Raw genomic sequence first — 15,628 nt, forward strand, 5'->3', positions numbered from 1 at the left:
TCTGAAGCCCTATTAGAGGTTGGGTTTGGCAATCGAAAATCTTTCCTCTAAAAAGGTACAAGCCGTCAAACTTAAGTGGGATGACCCAATAATAGTTTTGACGCAAACTGAGCAAATGTGTTTCTTCGGGAGTAATCCACAAGTTGTCAAGATTAAAGCGTCTTTGTGTAACAACAGCACCATTAGCGTTGGACAAGCGATCGCACTTCAAATCGTTTCGGTAAAAGTGTTAAGAGTGATGTCCCTTTAACTTGCAGAAAGCCTGAACTCCTGCGTAATGGAGTGCAACTGGAATGCGGAGCAACCTTATGACTGATGAAACCAGGCAGTCAAAGCAACTGCCAAAGCATCTGCCGCATCATCGGGTTTAGGAATGCTCTCCAAATTCAACTCCTGTGCTACCGCTTGCTGCACCTCATATTTGTCAGCATTACCATAGCCCGTCAATGCCTGCTTGATTTGAGCTGGTGTATACTCCACCATGGGGACTTTATGCTGTGCTAACACCAACATCAAGACACCCCGCGCCTGAGCTACTGTAATCGTGCTACTCATCCGATAGAAAAAAAGTTTCTCAATTGCTACGAGATCAGGTTGCCACTGTTCCATCAGGGTGTGCAAGTCGTCATAAATCGTACAGAGTCGCGAACCTATCTCAGTCCGCGCCGGGGTCTGAATGACCCCAAAATCTAGTAACCTCACTAGGTCTACCTGTGGGTTTGCTTGAGTGTCTGTACTGACAGTTGCAAAGGCTCCTTTCAAGTCCCGCTCACGGTTTTTTTCTGCCTTTTGGCAGAGAATCGCCCCGAACCCCAAAATGGCTAGTCCTGGGTCGAGTCCCAAAATTCGTTGTTCCATCTACCTCGTTGCGGGAAACGTCTGTCCAGTGTATTACCCTAAATTCTGGCAAAGGGCGAAGGGAACGTCTCGCCTTGCGATCGCAAACTTTTCATCATAATGGTTCTTCTACTAGATGTCGTATTGATCACACCTTAGTGCAATTTTCTAAATGTATCCTGGTGGGCACTCGTTCACGCTTAATAACTAAAATGGCAACTTCATACGACAAGACCTGTTAAATCGATTCACCTACTTGAGTGATTCGACCGCACTTGGTTAAAGTCTATCCAGTCTTAGTATTCCCCCGACTTGTATCAGTAATGTCCTCAATCAGTCTCTTCAAACAAGCCTTACGCACGCTGCAACACGAATCCAGAGGTCGGACACCCCGACGATTCAATCGCTGGTTCAAGTGGTTAGCGCCTGGATTATTTGTAAAACGTTGGTTGCTTTTAAGTGCGAGTGGTGTCCTACTGACAAGTCTGGGGTTAGCAATTTGGGTAAAGCTGACCCCGATTTTTTACTTAATTGATTTCACGGCGCGACTCTTGGAGACAATCGCAACGATTATCCCCAATTATGTATCAGGCCCAATTGCGATTACCTGTGGTTTGGTCTTGATTTTCTGGGGGCAAACCCGGACAGTTGGCTCGATTACCGAGGTGTTAAAGCCTGGGAAAGATCAAGAACTGGTGGATGTGCTGATGGCACATCGCCGACTGCACCGGGGACCCAAAATTGTTGTGGTTGGCGGCGGTACGGGTCTTTCTACCCTCCTCAGAGGGCTGAAGGTCTACAGTGCTAATATTACGGCTATTGTCACTGTGGCAGATGATGGGGGTTCAAGTGGGCGGCTACGGCAAGAGTTTGGGGTGCTACCGCCGGGAGATATTCGCAACTGCTTGGCAGCGTTAGCAGATCAAGAAAAGCTATTGACCGAATTATTTCAATACCGCTTTAAGACAGGTAACGGTTTGGTCGGTCATAGTTTTGGTAATTTGTTCCTGACAGCAATGAGCGACATTACCGGAGACTTAGAACGAGCGATCGCAGCCAGTTCTCAAGTATTAGCGGTGCGGGGACGAGTGTTACCAGCAACGCTGAGTGATGTTCGCCTCTGGGCAGAATTAGCCGATGGACGTCGGATCGAAGGGGAATCAAATATTACAGAGGCTAATGGTAAAATCACCAACATTGGTTGTATTCCTGCCAATCCCCCCGCTTTACCTGCCGCTCTCAAGGCAATTAAGGAAGCCGATTACATTATCATCGGTCCCGGTAGTCTCTACACCAGCATTATTCCTAATCTCTTGGTGCCAGAAATTGCTGACGCGATCGCGTCTCGCACGGTTCCTCGCATTTATGTTTGTAATATCATGACCCAGCCCGGTGAGACGCAAGGCTATGCCGTCTCAGACCATATTAGAGCGATTGACGAAGCTTGTGGTAAGAAGCTATTTAACGCTGTCTTAGTGCATCGGAAAGTCCCTTCCGCTCAGTCTTTGATTAATTATGCTCAAGTCAATTCACATCCTGTATTTCTGGACAGAGAAGCGATCAGTAACTTAGGTCGTCGGATTGTTCTCTCAAATGTAATGGATGAGGATGTACATACCAATTTCGTGCGCCATAATCCTGAACGGTTAGCACGAGTGTTGCTGCGGTGGTACAGTCGTGCTCATGTTTAGTTGGTTGTTGGTTGTTGGTTATTGGTTATTGGTTGTTAGTTGTTCGGTATAGTTCAATAACAAATGACTACGATTTTTCTTGCGGATGCTGAGGCAACGCGATCGCTTGGGCTAAGTTTAGGACAATCTCTCCCGGCAGGAAGTGTGATTTTGCTGGAAGGAGATTTAGGTGCTGGTAAAACTACTCTGGTTCAAGGTATTGGTGAAGGGCTAGGCATCACCGATTCAATTGTTAGCCCTACCTTTACCTTAATTAATGAGTATTTTGAGGGGCGTTTGCCGCTCTACCACTTAGATTTGTACCGCTTGGAACCCGAAGAAGTCACAGCGTTGAACCTGGAAAGCTACTGGGAGGGTGTAGAGTTTGAGTTAGGGATTGTAGCGATCGAGTGGGCAGAACGCTTGTCTTACAAACCACAACGTTATCTCAGCATTTGCCTGAACTATTCTGTGGATACTGGGCGTCAGGCTTCCCTGATTCCGGCGGGTAACTTTGACATCAGAGTAAACGCATCTCACTTTTCTTGACAAAATAGCAATTATTAAGATGTAAGCTAATGGACATCAGCACCAACATCAATGTGCTGTGAACTGCGCTCTAGTGGTGAACGCCTTCATCTACAGCTCGTCCAGCAAGGTTAGCGACGGCGATGACTAACTGAGCGGTGTCAACAGGCTTAGTGAGATACATTTGGAAGCCAGACGCGATCGCTTGTTTAGAATCCTCCTCTCGAACATAGGCAGTCAAGGCAACAGCAGGAAGCATTTCGCCTCTATTTTCCTCAAGCTCTCTGACTTGGCGAATCAGGCTATAACCGTCCTCACCAGGCATTCCAATATCACTCACCAAGACATCCGGTTGCGAAGTTTTAAGAACATTGAGTGCCTCTGTTACGGATGTGGCTGCGATCGCTTCTGCTCCCGATTCCTCAATCACTGTAGTGAGAAGTTCACGTACATCCGGCTCATCATCCACAATCAAGATCTGCAAGCCACAGAGAAGTCCCGCTGCTTTAGCGGCGGCACTAACTGCGGAGTGACGACTTTCTCGTTGCAATCTCAATTTTTCCAGACGACCCGGTTCTGGCTGGGGACTATTTTGGAGCTGCAACTCTACGGTAAATGTTGCTCCCTGCCCCTCACCTTCACTGTCTGCTCGAACCGTGCCGCCATGTAGTTCTACTAAATGCCGTACAATTGCTAAGCCCAACCCTAAGCCACCGTAGGCTCGTGTCGTTGTACTGTCTTCCTGGCGGAAGCGATCAAAAACAAAGGGGAGAAAGTCTTTGCTAATCCCAATACCTGTGTCGATCACCTGAATTTGGGCATGGGAGTCAGTACGCCGAACACGAACCGCCACTTTTCCGCCTTCTGATGTGAACTTAATGGCATTGGAGAGGAGATTCCAGACAACTTGCTGCAAGCGAGTTGAATCCCCCTTAATCATTAAGCTTTCCTTGCCACCCGAATTGGGAGAGAATCCATCGCCATTAACACTTCCATCTGAAACTGAATCGGTAGAGGTGTCAAAGACCGTTTCTAATTGAATTGATTTTGCCTCCACTAACGGACGCACAGAATCAACAGATGCCTCAACTACAGGGAAAAGATTAATCAAGTGGAGATTGAGAACCAGCTTACCGCGAATGATGCGCGAGACATCGAGAATATCCTCAATGAGTTGTGATTGCAATTTCGCATTGCGCTCAATCGTCTCCAAGGCACGAGCGATGGTTGCTGGCTCAAACGAGCGGGTACGCAGTAGTCCAGCCCAACCCAGGATTGAGTTGAGGGGGGTACGGAGTTCGTGGGAGAGTGTGGCGAGGAACTCATCCTTCATCCGGTTTGCTGCCTCCGCCTGCTGTCGTGCAGCCTGTTCACGGATGAACTCAGCGCGGGCTTCCTCGGCAAGTTTACGATCGGTAATGTCTTCTACCGTACCGACATGACCAAGCAGTTCGCCTTGTGCCGATAGCATTGCTGAGGCGCGGACATGAACTTGGCGAACAATTCCTTTAGGGGTTTGGAAGCGAAACTCACTGGAATATTCACCCTTCGCCAGTGTCCATGCCGACCAATTGGCTACTACTTGCTCACGGTCGTCAGGATGCACGAATTGTAACCAACCGTCTCCCAAACTTTCCGCAAGCGAGAAGCCACAAATTGTTTGGCAGCGTGGGTTCGTGTAGGTGTAGCGACCTGCAACATCGGTGAGGAAAATACCCACAGGTGAGCAAGCACTCAAAGAGCGAAATCGCTCCTCACTCTCCCTAAGTTCGGCATTCATCGCGGCTAGTTGTGCCGCTTGTCGTTTTACCTCTGCTGTCTTCTGGAATAAGTCAACAAATACTGCAACCTTCGAGGCCAAGATTTCCGGTTCAACGGGCTTGAACAGGTAGTCTACTGCGCCAAGAGAATACCCTTTGAACATCAGCGAGTCGCTGGTGCTGAAGGCAGTTAGGAAAATGATTGGTGTATGTTGCGATCGCGCTCGGTTTCGGATTAAAGTGGCTGTCTCAAATCCATCCATCCCTGGCATCTGGACATCTAGCAAAATGACCGCAAAATCCTGATTGAGAAGGCATCTCAGGGCTTCTTGACCAGAGTGAGCCTTAATCAGATTCTGACCAAGTTTGCCAAGTATCGCCTCCAGCGCTAACAAATTTTCTGGATGGTCATCGACTAAAAGGACGTTAGCTTTCGGTTCAGGCTGCATGTTCTCTACCTCAGCGCCGGATGGCAAAGGTTAACTAGAAAAGGGGCAATCTCATTTAGGGGTAAAATCCAGTCTACGGCTACAGTGGCAATTGCTGCTTTTGGCATTGTCATGGACTCAGCCGTAGTCGGTTCTTGGACTACAGCCAAGCCGCCGTTTGCCTTGATTTTCGCCAACCCCTTTGCTCCATCGTGACTCGCCCCTGTCAAAATCACTCCAATCACTCTCTCTACATAAGCATCAGCAGCTGACTCAAACAATACATCAATTGCTGGTCGTGCATAGGACACGGGAGCTTCTGTCGAGAGAGTAAGATGGTTAGCTTCCACCAACAAGTGATAGTCAGCAGGTGCTAAGTAGACTCGACCTGGAACAATTTTTTCTTTATCTTCCGGCTCAACAACGACGAGCGCACAGTGGCGTTGTAAAAACAGGCTTAGGCTATCGTCAGAGTCTCTATGACGATGTTGGACAATCGCCACAGGCACATTAAAGCTTTTCGGAAATCCGGCTAACAAGATTTCTAGGGCGTGGAGTCCGCCCAAGGACGTACCAACAACCACCAGTGCATAAGGAGAGTTGCCCAAAGAAGTGCGTTGGCTGTGAGTCCTCATCGTCGAGAAGCTTTGGAGTGGAAGAGCAAGAAAATCTGGGGAAGCAGAAGATAATCTCTCCCCACTATCCCTAACTCGATTCTCTCCTTTTCTGTATTCCAGGGGAAAGGTGAATAAGGGCTGACGGCGATAGTTGATTGGAAATTGGCAAGGCAAACTCTTCTCCTTATGGGTGAGGAGGAATTGACAAGCGCCGATTTTAGGAATGGGAAGTGGGGAATTGTTCATTCTCATTCCCCATTCCCCATTCCCCGTCCCCGAAAACTCCATCTGCTCGTGGGTAGAGTTTTTCATTCTGTTGCTCTTACCCAACCCGGCGGTAAAGCTTCTCACGCTTGTCTAATGCTTCGTAATGTTGTTCATGCGGGGTAAATTTTAGAGATTCTTGGCGTCCTAACCCCAAAACACCAAACCGACTAAGGCTTTCGTAAAGCAATTTGTGAACTCGCTCTTGGAGTGTTTGGTTAAAATAAATCAGGACGTTCCGACACAATATGACATTGAACTCATTAAAAGATCCATCTGTCGCTAGATTATGTTGAGAAAATATTATGTTTTCTTTGAGCGATGAGCGAAAAATCGCATTTTCATAAGCAGCCGTGTAGTACTCAGAGAAGGATTTTTTCCCACCCGCTCGGAGATAGTGTTGAGTATATCCCTGCATTAATTCCAGAGAAAAAATACCAGCTTTCGCTTTTCTCAACACAAGTTCATTCATATCAGTAGCATAGATTCGACAACGGTGATATAGCCCTTCTTCTTCCATCAATATTGCCATTGAGTAGACTTCCTCACCCGTGGAACAGCCAGCGTGCCAAATCCGAATAAACGGATAAGTGCGTAATAGCGGCACAACTTTGCTGCGGAATGCCAGATAAAAGCTAGGGTCGCGGAACATTGCTGTCACGTTGACAGATAGACCGAGTAGGAAGCGTTCCAAACAGGCTGGGTCATGTAGCACTTTCTCTTGAAGTCCAGACACACTACTCAACTTTTCTGCCCGAATGGTATTCCAAATTCGACGTTTGAGAGAAGCCAAAGCATAGTCCCGAAAGTCAAATCCGTAGTAACGAAACAATCCCTCTAATAGTAATTGAATTTCGAGCGCTTCCAGTTCGTTCTGTTTGTGAACGTGGTCATAGTAGGGTTGAAGCATTACGCTTTTACACTGAGTCGTCTCCATAAATTTCAAAGTGGAACGGTATGAACTTTTAAGCGGTTCTCACCTTTAACTTGCATCGTTTAGTTATTGGTTGTTTGTTGATGGTTTACTGTTGACTGATAACAATTAACTGCCAACAAAAAGTGACTAAACTCAAGATGTAAATTAAATGTTCATCAGCTTAATTCATAACGTGCCTTGTGGTGAAGCCTTCTTCCCGCAGAAAGCTCCCCTAAAGCAGATTTTCCTCCAAAATCTACTCCTTAACCAGCCCCTAACGATAGAGCCAGACGCGCAGCAGCGAGAGCAACTGCTCTGGATCAACAGGTTTTGTGATGTAGTCAGATGCTCCAGCTTCAATGCACTTTTCTCGATCGCCTTTCATCGCTTTGGCAGTGAGGGCAATTATCGGTAATGAGACAAATTGACTCATTTTGCGGACAGCACGCATGGTTTCATAGCCGTCCATTTCTGGCATCATCACATCCATCAGGACAACATCAATTCCAGGCGTGTTTTGCAAGGTAGTCAAGCCATCTCTACCGTTCTCGGCATACAAGATCTCCATTTGATGGCGCTCTAGCAGGCTCGTTAGGGCAAAGATGTTGCGAACATCGTCGTCAACGATTAGAACTTTCTTGCCAGTAAGAACGCTGTCTGTCTGATGCAGTTGTTCCAACATTTGTTGCTTGGGTTGCGGCAAATTGGCTTGGACTCGGTGCAAGAACAAAGCGGTTTCATCCAAAAGACGCTCTGGCGATCGCACGTCTTTGATAATGATTGTGTCAGCAATCCGCTTGAGTTCTGTTTCTTCTTGCTGGGTTAACTCTTTGCCTGTGTAGACGATGATTGGCAGCTTCGAGAGATTCGGTTCTTGCTTGATCTGCTCAATCAGTTCCAACCCTGTCATATCGGGTAGCCCCAAATCGAGAACCAAACAATCAAACTGTCCTGACTTAAGTGTTTCTAGGGCTTGGGCACCAGAACTCACGGCTGTTGTTGCCACATCACTATTACCGATGAGTTCGACAATACTGTTGCGTTGCAGTTCATCATCTTCTACGACCAAGAGGTTCTTGACCTTGCGCTCGACAAAAGACTTAATGCTGGTTAAGGCTTCAGTTAAGGCTTCACTGCTTACGGGTTTTTGGAGATAAGCGATCGCACCTTGTTGTAGACCCCGTTGTTGCCCTTCCTCAACCGAGAGAATATGGACAGGGATATGGCGAGTCGTTGGGTCATGCTTTAAGCGATCGAGAACCGTCCAGCCATCCATCACAGGTAACTGAATATCCAGCGTAATTGCATCCGGTTGAAATTCCCGTGCAAGGGCAAGTCCTGGCTCACTCCGCGTAGCGACAAGAACCTTGAAACCCTCTTGCCGCGCCATATCCAGAAGGATACGAGCGAAGTTGTAATCATCCTCAATGACTAATAAAACGCGATCGCCAGGTTGGATGTCATCCCGGTCATCTGAGATCGGATTGGGTAGTGAGGATGATACTCGTACAGGGTTCTCCGGTGGCGTTTGCGAATCGTTCCCCGAAGGGGTAGGAGTCGTAGGGCTATAGTCAGAGGTAGGGGACTGAACCGAGGAAGACATCGGGAGATGGAAACGTGCTGAGGAGGGTAAAGAAGCTGGGTCCCTGTATCGTCGTGTTCCCATATCCATTCTCTCCCTCTCTTGGTAAACCTGTGGTAGGTAGAGCGTGAACGTACTACCCTGACCCAGATGGCTAACGAGTTGAATCTCTCCCCCCAATAGTTGAGCAATTTCGCGGCTGATCGATAAACCTAAACCCGTACCGCCGTACTTGCGACTGGTTGTACCATCAGCTTGCTGAAATGCCTCAAAAATGACCCGTTGCTTCTCTGGCGCAATGCCGATTCCTGTATCAGTTACCGAGAACGCAATCACAGTACTGGTACTATTCAAGACTTCATGGTGAGGACTCCACCCACGAGTTGCCACTTCTACCCTTAAAGTGACTTCTCCTTGCTCAGTGAATTTAAAGGCGTTGGAAAGCAGATTTCTCAACACTTGTTGTAAGCGCTTCGAGTCGGATTGGATCGTTCTTGGCAAGTTGGGTTCAAATTCAAGGATGAAGTTAAGTCGTTTGTCCTGCGCGATTTGACTGAAGGTTCGTTCGAGTTGACCCCTGAGTTCGCTGAATAGCATCGAGCTAATTTCAACCGACATGGTTCCCGATTCAATCTTGGCGAGATCCAAAATGTCATTGATTAAGCCCAAGAGGTCGGTACCAGCAGAGTGGATGGTTCGGGCATATTCAACTTGCTTGTCTGTAAGGTTCCGATCAGAGTTATCAGAGAGCAATCTTGCCAGAATCAAGAGACTGTTGAGGGGTGTCCGCAATTCGTGGGACATATTTGCAAGAAATTCCGACTTGTATTTAGAAGTCAGCGCTAGTTGCTCCGCTTTTTCTTCGAGCGATTGTCTTGCTTGTTCAATTTCACGATTTTTGCGCTCAACTTCCTTGTTTTGCAACGCCAACAACTCTGCCTTCTCTTCTAGCTCTTCGTTAGTCTGTTGCAGCTCTTCCTGCTGGCTCTTGAGGAGTTCCTCAGAAGCTTGTAAAGACCTTGCTTGTTGTTCGAGTCGCTGGTTGGTTTCTCGGAGTTCACTTTGCTGGGTTTGCAGTTCTTCAGCGAGAGACTGCGACTGTTTGAGCAATTCCTCAGTTCGCATACTGGCTGCGATCGTATTCAGGACGATCGCAATACTCTCAGTAAGTTGGTCAAAGAATGTCAAATGAATCTCATTAAAGCGGCGGAACGAAGCGAGTTCAATCACTGCTGTCACCTGTCCCTCAAAGAGAACGGGCAACACAACAGCATTGAGGGGTGTAGCTTCCCCTAAACCAGAGCTGATCTTGATGTAGTTTTCCGGTACTTCTGTAATTAATATGCGTTCCTTCTCCAAGGCGCATTGCCCTACCAAGCCTTCTCCCATATGGAATCGGTTAGCCAGAGTCTTGCGTTCGCGGTAGGCATAGGTACTCAAGAGCTTGAGGATTGGCTCATGGGTTATAGCTGCGTCCATTAGGTAGAACACGCCGTGTTGTGCGCCAACCAGAGGAGCAAGTTCCGACAGGATGAGTTTAGAAACGGTTTCCAAGTCGCGATGACCTTGGAGCATCCGGGTAAACTTGGCAAGGTTAGTTTTCAACCAGTCTTGCTCAGTATTCTTCTGCGTTGTCTCCCGGAGATTAGCAATCATCTGGTTGACGTTATCTTTCAGGATTGCCAATTCCCCTTCCGCTTGCACCGCGATCGAGCGTGTAAGATCTCCCTTGGTTACAGCAATTGCCACTTCTGCGATCGCACGCATCTGAGTCGTGAGGTTTGCCGCCAGTTCGTTCACGTTGTCGGTCAAGTCTCTCCAGGTTCCCGCTGCACCAGGCACCTTCGCCTGTCCACCCAGCTTCCCTTCAATTCCAACCTCCCGTGCCACTGTCGTTACCTGATCGGCAAACGTCGCGAGGGTATCGATCATCTCGTTAATCGTATCCGCTAGGGTTTCAATCTCCCCTTTGGCATCGAGCATCAGTTTGCGCTTCAAGTCGCCATTCGCAACTGCCGTCACAATCTTGGCAATCCCTCGCACTTGCGCGGTGAGGTTACCTGCCATTGAGTTCACATTGTCGGTCAAATCCTTCCAGGTTCCAGCAACACCAGTTACCTGTGCCTGACCCCCCAACTTCCCTTCCGTTCCCACTTCCCGCGCAACCCGCGTTACCTCCGAGGCAAAGGAACTGAGCTGATCGACCATCACGTTGATGGTATCCTTCAGATCCAAAATCTCGCCTTTGACATCGACAGTAATCTTCTTCGAGAGGTCACCGTTTGCTACCGCTTTAGTCACTTCTGCGATGTTTCGGACTTGCGCGGTGAGGTTCCCTGCCATTGAGTTCACATTGTCGGTTAAGTCCTTCCAGGTACCGCCCACACCTCGCACGTAGGCTTGCACACCCAATTTCCCCTCAGTACCCACCTCACGAGCAACCCGTGTTACCTCCGAGGCAAAGGAGTTGAGCTGATCGACCATCGTGTTGATCGTATTCTTCAGCTCTAAGATTTCGCCTTTGACATCAACCGTGATTTTCTTCGAGAGGTCGCCATTTGCAACTGCCGTCGTCACTTCCGCAATGTTCCGCACCTGCGCGGTAAGGCTTCCCGCCATGAAGTTCACACTGTCGGTCAAGTCCTTCCAGGTACCCGCTACGCCTTTGACTTCGGCTTGCACACCCAGCTTTCCTTCTGTACCCACCTCACGAGCAACCCGTGTCACCTCTGAAGCAAACGAGTTGAGCTGGTCTACCATCACGTTGACAGTATTCTTCAGCTCTAAAATCTCACCTTTAACATCAACGGTAATCTTCTTTGAGAGGTCACCATTCGCTACCGCTGTCGTGACGGCAGCAATGTTCCGCACTTGAGAAGTTAAGCTTCCCGCCATGAAGTTCACACTATCTGTCAAATCCTTCCAGGTACCTGCAACCCCTCTAACATCCGCTTGCACGCCCAACTTCCCTTCTGAACCAACCTCTCGCGCCACCCGCGTCACCTCTGAGGCAAAGGAACTGAGCTGATCCACCATGATGTTGATCGTGTTCTTCAGTTCCAGAATTTCACCTTTGACTTGAACGGTGATTTTCTTGGAGAGGTCGCCATTCGCAACCGCCGTCGTCACTTCCGCGATGTTCCGCACCTGTCCTGTCAGGTTCCCCGCCATTGAGTTCACGCTGTCGGTTAAGTCCTTCCAGGTTCCAGCAACGCCCCGCACTTCTGCTTGTACGCCCAACTTCCCTTCTGTTCCTACCTCACGAGCAACCCGCGTCACCTCTGAGGCAAAGGAACTGAGCTGATCCACCATGATGTTGATCGTGTTCTTCAGCTCGAAGATTTCACCTTTCACATCAACGGTAATCTTCTTCGAGAGGTCACCATTTGCTACCGCTGTTGTAACTTCCGCAATGTTCCGGACTTGAGCGGTAAGATTACCTGCCATCGAGTTCACGCTGTCGGTTAAGTCCTTCCAGGTACCTGCGACACCTCGAACATCCGCTTGTACACCGAGTTTCCCTTCCGAACCCACCTCACGAGCAACCCGCGTTACCTCCGAGGCAAAGGAGTTGAGCTGATCCACCATCACGTTTATCGTGTTCTTTAGTTCTAAGATTTCCCCTTTAACATCAACCGTAATCTTCTTCGAGAGGTCGCCATTCGCTACGGCTGTCGTCACTTCCGCGATGTTCCGCACTTGCGCGGTAAGGCTTCCCGCCATGAAGTTCACACTATCGGTTAAATCCTTCCAGGTACCTGCAACCCCACGCACCTCAGCTTGACCCCCCAGCTTCCCTTCGGAACCAACTTCTCGCGCTACTCGCGTTACCTCCGAAGCAAAGGAGTTAAGCTGATCCACCATCACGTTGATCGTGTCCTTCAGCTCTAAAATCTCACCCTTAACATCAACCGTGATTTTCTTCGAGAGGTCACCATTTGCTACGGCTGTCGTCACTTCCGCGATGTTCCGGACTTGGGCGGTAAGGTTACCCGCCATCGAGTTCACGCTGTCGGTTAAGTCCTTCCAGGTACCCGCAACGCCTGTGACTTCGGCTTGAACACCCAGCTTTCCTTCGGAACCAACCTCTCGCGCTACTCGCGTTACCTCCGAGGCAAAGGAGTTGAGCTGATCCACCATGATGTTCATGGTGTTCTTTAGTTCTAAGATTTCCCCTTTAACATCAACCGTGATTTTCTTGGAGAGGTCGCCATTCGCTACGGCTGTCGTGACTTCCGCAATGTTCCGTACTTGAGCGGTTAGGCTTCCCGCCATGAAGTTCACACTATCCGTCAAGTCCTTCCAAGTACCTGCCACACCTCGAACTTCGGCTTGACCTCCTAGCTTGCCATCGGCGCCTACCTCTCGCGCTACCCGTGTTACTTCACTCGCAAAGGAATTGAGCTGATCCACCATGATGTTAACGGTGTTCTTTAGCTCTAGAATTTCGCCTTTGACATCAACAGTAATTTTCTTGGAGAGGTCACCATTCGCTACGGCTGTCGTCACTTCCGCGATGTTCCGGACTTGGGCGGTAAGATTACCCGCCATTGAGTTCACGTTGTCGGTTAAATCTTTCCAGGTACCTGCAACACCTCGCACTTCTGCTTGAACACCGAGTTTCCCTTCTGTACCGACTTCTCTTGCCACCCGTGTGACTTCACTAGCAAAGGAGTTGAGCTGATCCACCATTGTGTTAACGGTGTTCTTTAGCTCTAGAATTTCGCCTCTGACATCAACCGTGATTTTCTTGGAGAGGTCACCATTTGCGATCGCAGTTGCGACTTCGGCAATATTTCGCACCTGTCCTGTCAGGTTCCCCGCCATCAGGTTAACGTTGTCGGTTAAATCCTTCCAGGTTCCCGCCACACCCCGCACTTCTGCCTGAACACCGAGTTTCCCTTCGGTACCCACTTCTCTCGCCACCCGCGTTACTTCTGAGGCAAACGAACTAAGCTGAGCCACCATCGTATTCACGACTTGTGCGGTAGCAAGGAATTCACCCTTGAGGGGTCTACCTTCGATTTCGGGTGCGATCGTTTGGGATAAATCACCGTTCGCCACTGCGCGAATTACACGAGCGGTTTCAGCAGTAGGCTGGACTAAATCTGTAATTAGAGTATTGACAGAATCAACACAAGCTTTCCAAGACCCCCCTGAATTTCCCAGCGATGCCCGTTGCGTAATTTTGCCTTCTTTCCCAACAACAGTGCTAATTCGCTCTAACTCGGCTGCCATTCTTTCATTCCGCTCAATAATGTCGTTGAGCGTATCGGCGATTTTCCCTGCCATGCCAGTCTGCTCGACGGGCATCCGAACTGAAAAATCACCTTTCTTGACAGCAGCCAAAGTTCTCAGTAGCTGTTTGGCATCCAATTCATCTGTACTAGCTACCTGTGCAGTTGGCATAACCTCTTAACCCTAATAATGCTTATAAGATTTACAGCGAGACGCGCACCGTGTGCATACTTTGCTACTGCTTAGCTGATGTGTGTTGGTAGAAAAACTTACAACCTTACCACGAGCCAGTGATGAGGCTACCCACCAAGCTAAATACACGACGCTACAGATAGCACCGCAATACTTGCACATCATTAATTGAGCAGCTTGACTAGACACAACTACAGAAGAATTGTATCTATCCTTACTGTTAATTGTGGCTATCTCATTTGATAAATCTTGTCCACTTAAAGGAAGATCTTCCTCTTTCTAATCATCACGGCTAAGTCGAGGTGAATGAGCTAGGACTGATCTTCACTAGAGTAGGAAATCACCCACATACAGCCGGATAAATTCTGCCGCCGCTTCAGGATTAAGCCCTTTGAGCGCCTCAGCAATCTGCACCACAGTTTCAGCCGTAGGGTCTCTTTGCTCGTGATACCACTTGAAAATCATAGAGCGGTCAACTCCCAAAGTTACAGCTAATTTGTTCTGGCTAATTCCGTAAGTCTCCAATGTCTGCCTGAGAGCTTTTCCCGCTTTTCCCATGCCTCTAATCGTGTCAGAGGATTATGAGCGAGTAAATGTTGTCTTAAGCGACCACATCTACAATACTAGGTGTTGTCTACTAAGACTACATCTAGATTGAATCAGGTGAACTCGAATGCAAGAGAACTTTCTGTCCAATGACAGTGAATTACCCTCTAACGATGTTTCTTTTCAGGCTTCTAGCGATTCAGTTCCGAGAAAAGAAATTGTCAAGATTATGGTTATCGGTTCTCGCAAAGGGATAACCAGTGTCATCAAAATGCTACATACTTTAATGTTTGCAGAGGCGGGTGAATGGAGTCCGATCATGCCTCATGGCGAGTCAGGTGAAATGATGAGCGTTTTGAGAAAAAAAGTTTTGGGGTAATTTATAGGAGAGGATGATGCGATCGCACCTCCCCTCCACAAAAAGCGATCGCATCCTTTCACTAAGCTACCCTTGAAGCTTTCAGGGAATGTTGAAGCCTAATAATTGACTCACCGTTCGGTCATTTGGATGACCCAGTAGCCAAATAACCAGCCTCAAGTATAGTCAGACTAAGCAATTGCACGATTTGACAGATGCTTCAGGGGGCAGAGATTGAAGGGAACAAACTCAGAACGAGTAGACGATGTGCCAGTAGCGCTCAAATGGTTAAGCCAGATGCAGATTGAGGCGCTAATTAACCAAGAATTACCACCACCACATGGCAACCGTCAGGGATTAAGCTACGGTCAACTAGCTGTGTTGCTATTAAGTTACATCATCACTCAAGCCGATCACCGACTGTGTGCAGTAGAAAGCTGGGTCAAGCAACATCATCAAACTCTAGAATTAGCAACAGGCTGGAAGATAGCAGACAAAGACGCAACCGATGACCGACTGGCAGATTTGTTGAGTGTATTGGGTTCATCCCAACACCAGGCAAGAAAGGCGATTGAAACCTTCTTGGGACAACACTTAATTCGAGCCTATGAATTACCGACACAAGTCGCTCGCAGTGACACCACTAGCTTTTCGGTCTATCATCAACCCAATCAAGAAGTACCCGAACCAGA

Annotated in this window: 10 protein-coding genes and 1 pseudogene; 5 read left to right on the forward strand and 6 right to left on the reverse strand. The window is 48.4% G+C overall.

Translation table 11 applies throughout. The annotated features are described in order from the left end of the window. The first annotated feature begins 25 nt into the window (after positions 1 to 25). Complete coding sequence (locus H6F98_RS17090; RefSeq protein WP_192219889.1) at positions 26 to 250, forward strand: hypothetical protein; 225 nt, start codon at positions 26 to 28, stop codon at positions 248 to 250. Positions 251 to 306: 56 nt separating this feature from the next. Here H6F98_RS17090 and ruvC read toward each other — a convergent pair whose 3' ends face one another. Continuing rightward, positions 307 to 858, reverse strand: a complete 552-nt coding sequence (ruvC, locus tag H6F98_RS17095; RefSeq protein WP_192219890.1) for a crossover junction endodeoxyribonuclease RuvC — start codon at positions 856 to 858, stop codon at positions 307 to 309. A gap of 302 nt (positions 859 to 1,160) precedes the next feature. On the opposite strand from ruvC, the gene yvcK reads away from it, so the two are divergent. Both yvcK and tsaE read left to right on the forward strand, forming a co-directional pair. Next, on the forward strand, positions 1,161 to 2,528 hold the full coding sequence (gene yvcK, locus H6F98_RS17100) for a gluconeogenesis factor YvcK family protein (RefSeq protein ID WP_192219891.1): 1,368 nt from the start codon (positions 1,161 to 1,163) through the stop codon (positions 2,526 to 2,528). Positions 2,529 to 2,591: 63 nt separating this feature from the next. Further along, positions 2,592 to 3,056 carry a tRNA (adenosine(37)-N6)-threonylcarbamoyltransferase complex ATPase subunit type 1 TsaE gene (tsaE, locus tag H6F98_RS17105; protein WP_192219892.1) on the forward strand — a complete coding sequence of 155 codons (465 nt, stop codon included), beginning with the start codon at positions 2,592 to 2,594 and terminating at the stop codon, positions 3,054 to 3,056. A 70-nt stretch (positions 3,057 to 3,126) separates the two neighbouring features. Here the strand turns inward: tsaE and H6F98_RS17110 are convergent, their stop codons facing one another. The 5 genes from H6F98_RS17110 to H6F98_RS17130 form a co-directional block, all read right to left on the reverse strand. Continuing rightward, the gene (locus H6F98_RS17110; RefSeq protein WP_192219893.1) at positions 3,127 to 5,244 is read right to left on the reverse strand and encodes a response regulator; all 2,118 of its coding nucleotides are present in this window, start codon (positions 5,242 to 5,244) and stop codon (positions 3,127 to 3,129) included. Positions 5,245 to 5,249: 5 nt separating this feature from the next. Further along, on the reverse strand, positions 5,250 to 6,152 hold the full coding sequence (locus H6F98_RS17115; RefSeq protein WP_242058575.1) for a chemotaxis protein CheB: 903 nt from the start codon (positions 6,150 to 6,152) through the stop codon (positions 5,250 to 5,252). 10 nt (positions 6,153 to 6,162) lie between these two features. Further along, entirely contained in the window at positions 6,163 to 7,014 is an 852-nt protein-coding gene (locus H6F98_RS17120; protein WP_192219894.1) for a protein-glutamate O-methyltransferase CheR, read from the reverse strand. 280 nt (positions 7,015 to 7,294) lie between these two features. Beyond that, positions 7,295 to 14,011, reverse strand: a complete 6,717-nt coding sequence (locus tag H6F98_RS17125) for a HAMP domain-containing protein (RefSeq protein WP_192219895.1) — start codon at positions 14,009 to 14,011, stop codon at positions 7,295 to 7,297. A 348-nt stretch (positions 14,012 to 14,359) separates the two neighbouring features. Further along, positions 14,360 to 14,590 (reverse strand): helix-turn-helix transcriptional regulator, encoded by a 231-nt coding sequence (locus H6F98_RS17130; RefSeq protein WP_192219896.1) that lies wholly within the window; start codon positions 14,588 to 14,590, stop codon positions 14,360 to 14,362. 115 nt (positions 14,591 to 14,705) lie between these two features. Between H6F98_RS17130 and H6F98_RS17135 the strand changes: the two genes are divergently transcribed. Both H6F98_RS17135 and H6F98_RS17140 read left to right on the forward strand, forming a co-directional pair. Beyond that, on the forward strand, positions 14,706 to 14,957 hold the full coding sequence (locus H6F98_RS17135; RefSeq protein WP_192219897.1) for a hypothetical protein: 252 nt from the start codon (positions 14,706 to 14,708) through the stop codon (positions 14,955 to 14,957). Positions 14,958 to 15,170: 213 nt separating this feature from the next. Next, a pseudogene (locus H6F98_RS17140) lies at positions 15,171 to 15,628 on the forward strand (transposase); the annotation flags it as partial.

Origin of the sequence: Microcoleus sp. FACHB-SPT15 (assembly GCF_014849525.1) — a bacterium.
Taxonomy (GTDB): Bacteria; Cyanobacteriota; Cyanobacteriia; order Cyanobacteriales; family Coleofasciculaceae; genus Symplocastrum; species Symplocastrum torsivum.

What these genes read in the sequence shown, in the direction of transcription:
- H6F98_RS17120 (WP_192219894.1), bottom strand. Translation starts at nt 7,014, where the DNA reads ATGCTTCAACCCTACTATGACCACGTTCACAAACAGAACGAACTGGAA.
- H6F98_RS17125 (WP_192219895.1), bottom strand. Translation starts at nt 14,011, where the DNA reads ATGCCAACTGCACAGGTAGCTAGTACAGATGAATTGGATGCCAAACAG.
- yvcK (WP_192219891.1), top strand. Translation starts at nt 1,161, where the DNA reads ATGTCCTCAATCAGTCTCTTCAAACAAGCCTTACGCACGCTGCAACAC.
- H6F98_RS17130 (WP_192219896.1), bottom strand. Translation starts at nt 14,590, where the DNA reads ATGGGAAAAGCGGGAAAAGCTCTCAGGCAGACATTGGAGACTTACGGA.
- H6F98_RS17135 (WP_192219897.1), top strand. Translation starts at nt 14,706, where the DNA reads ATGCAAGAGAACTTTCTGTCCAATGACAGTGAATTACCCTCTAACGAT.
- H6F98_RS17115 (WP_242058575.1), bottom strand. Translation starts at nt 6,152, where the DNA reads ATGAAAAACTCTACCCACGAGCAGATGGAGTTTTCGGGGACGGGGAAT.
- H6F98_RS17110 (WP_192219893.1), bottom strand. Translation starts at nt 5,244, where the DNA reads ATGCAGCCTGAACCGAAAGCTAACGTCCTTTTAGTCGATGACCATCCA.
- tsaE (WP_192219892.1), top strand. Translation starts at nt 2,592, where the DNA reads ATGACTACGATTTTTCTTGCGGATGCTGAGGCAACGCGATCGCTTGGG.
- ruvC (WP_192219890.1), bottom strand. Translation starts at nt 858, where the DNA reads ATGGAACAACGAATTTTGGGACTCGACCCAGGACTAGCCATTTTGGGG.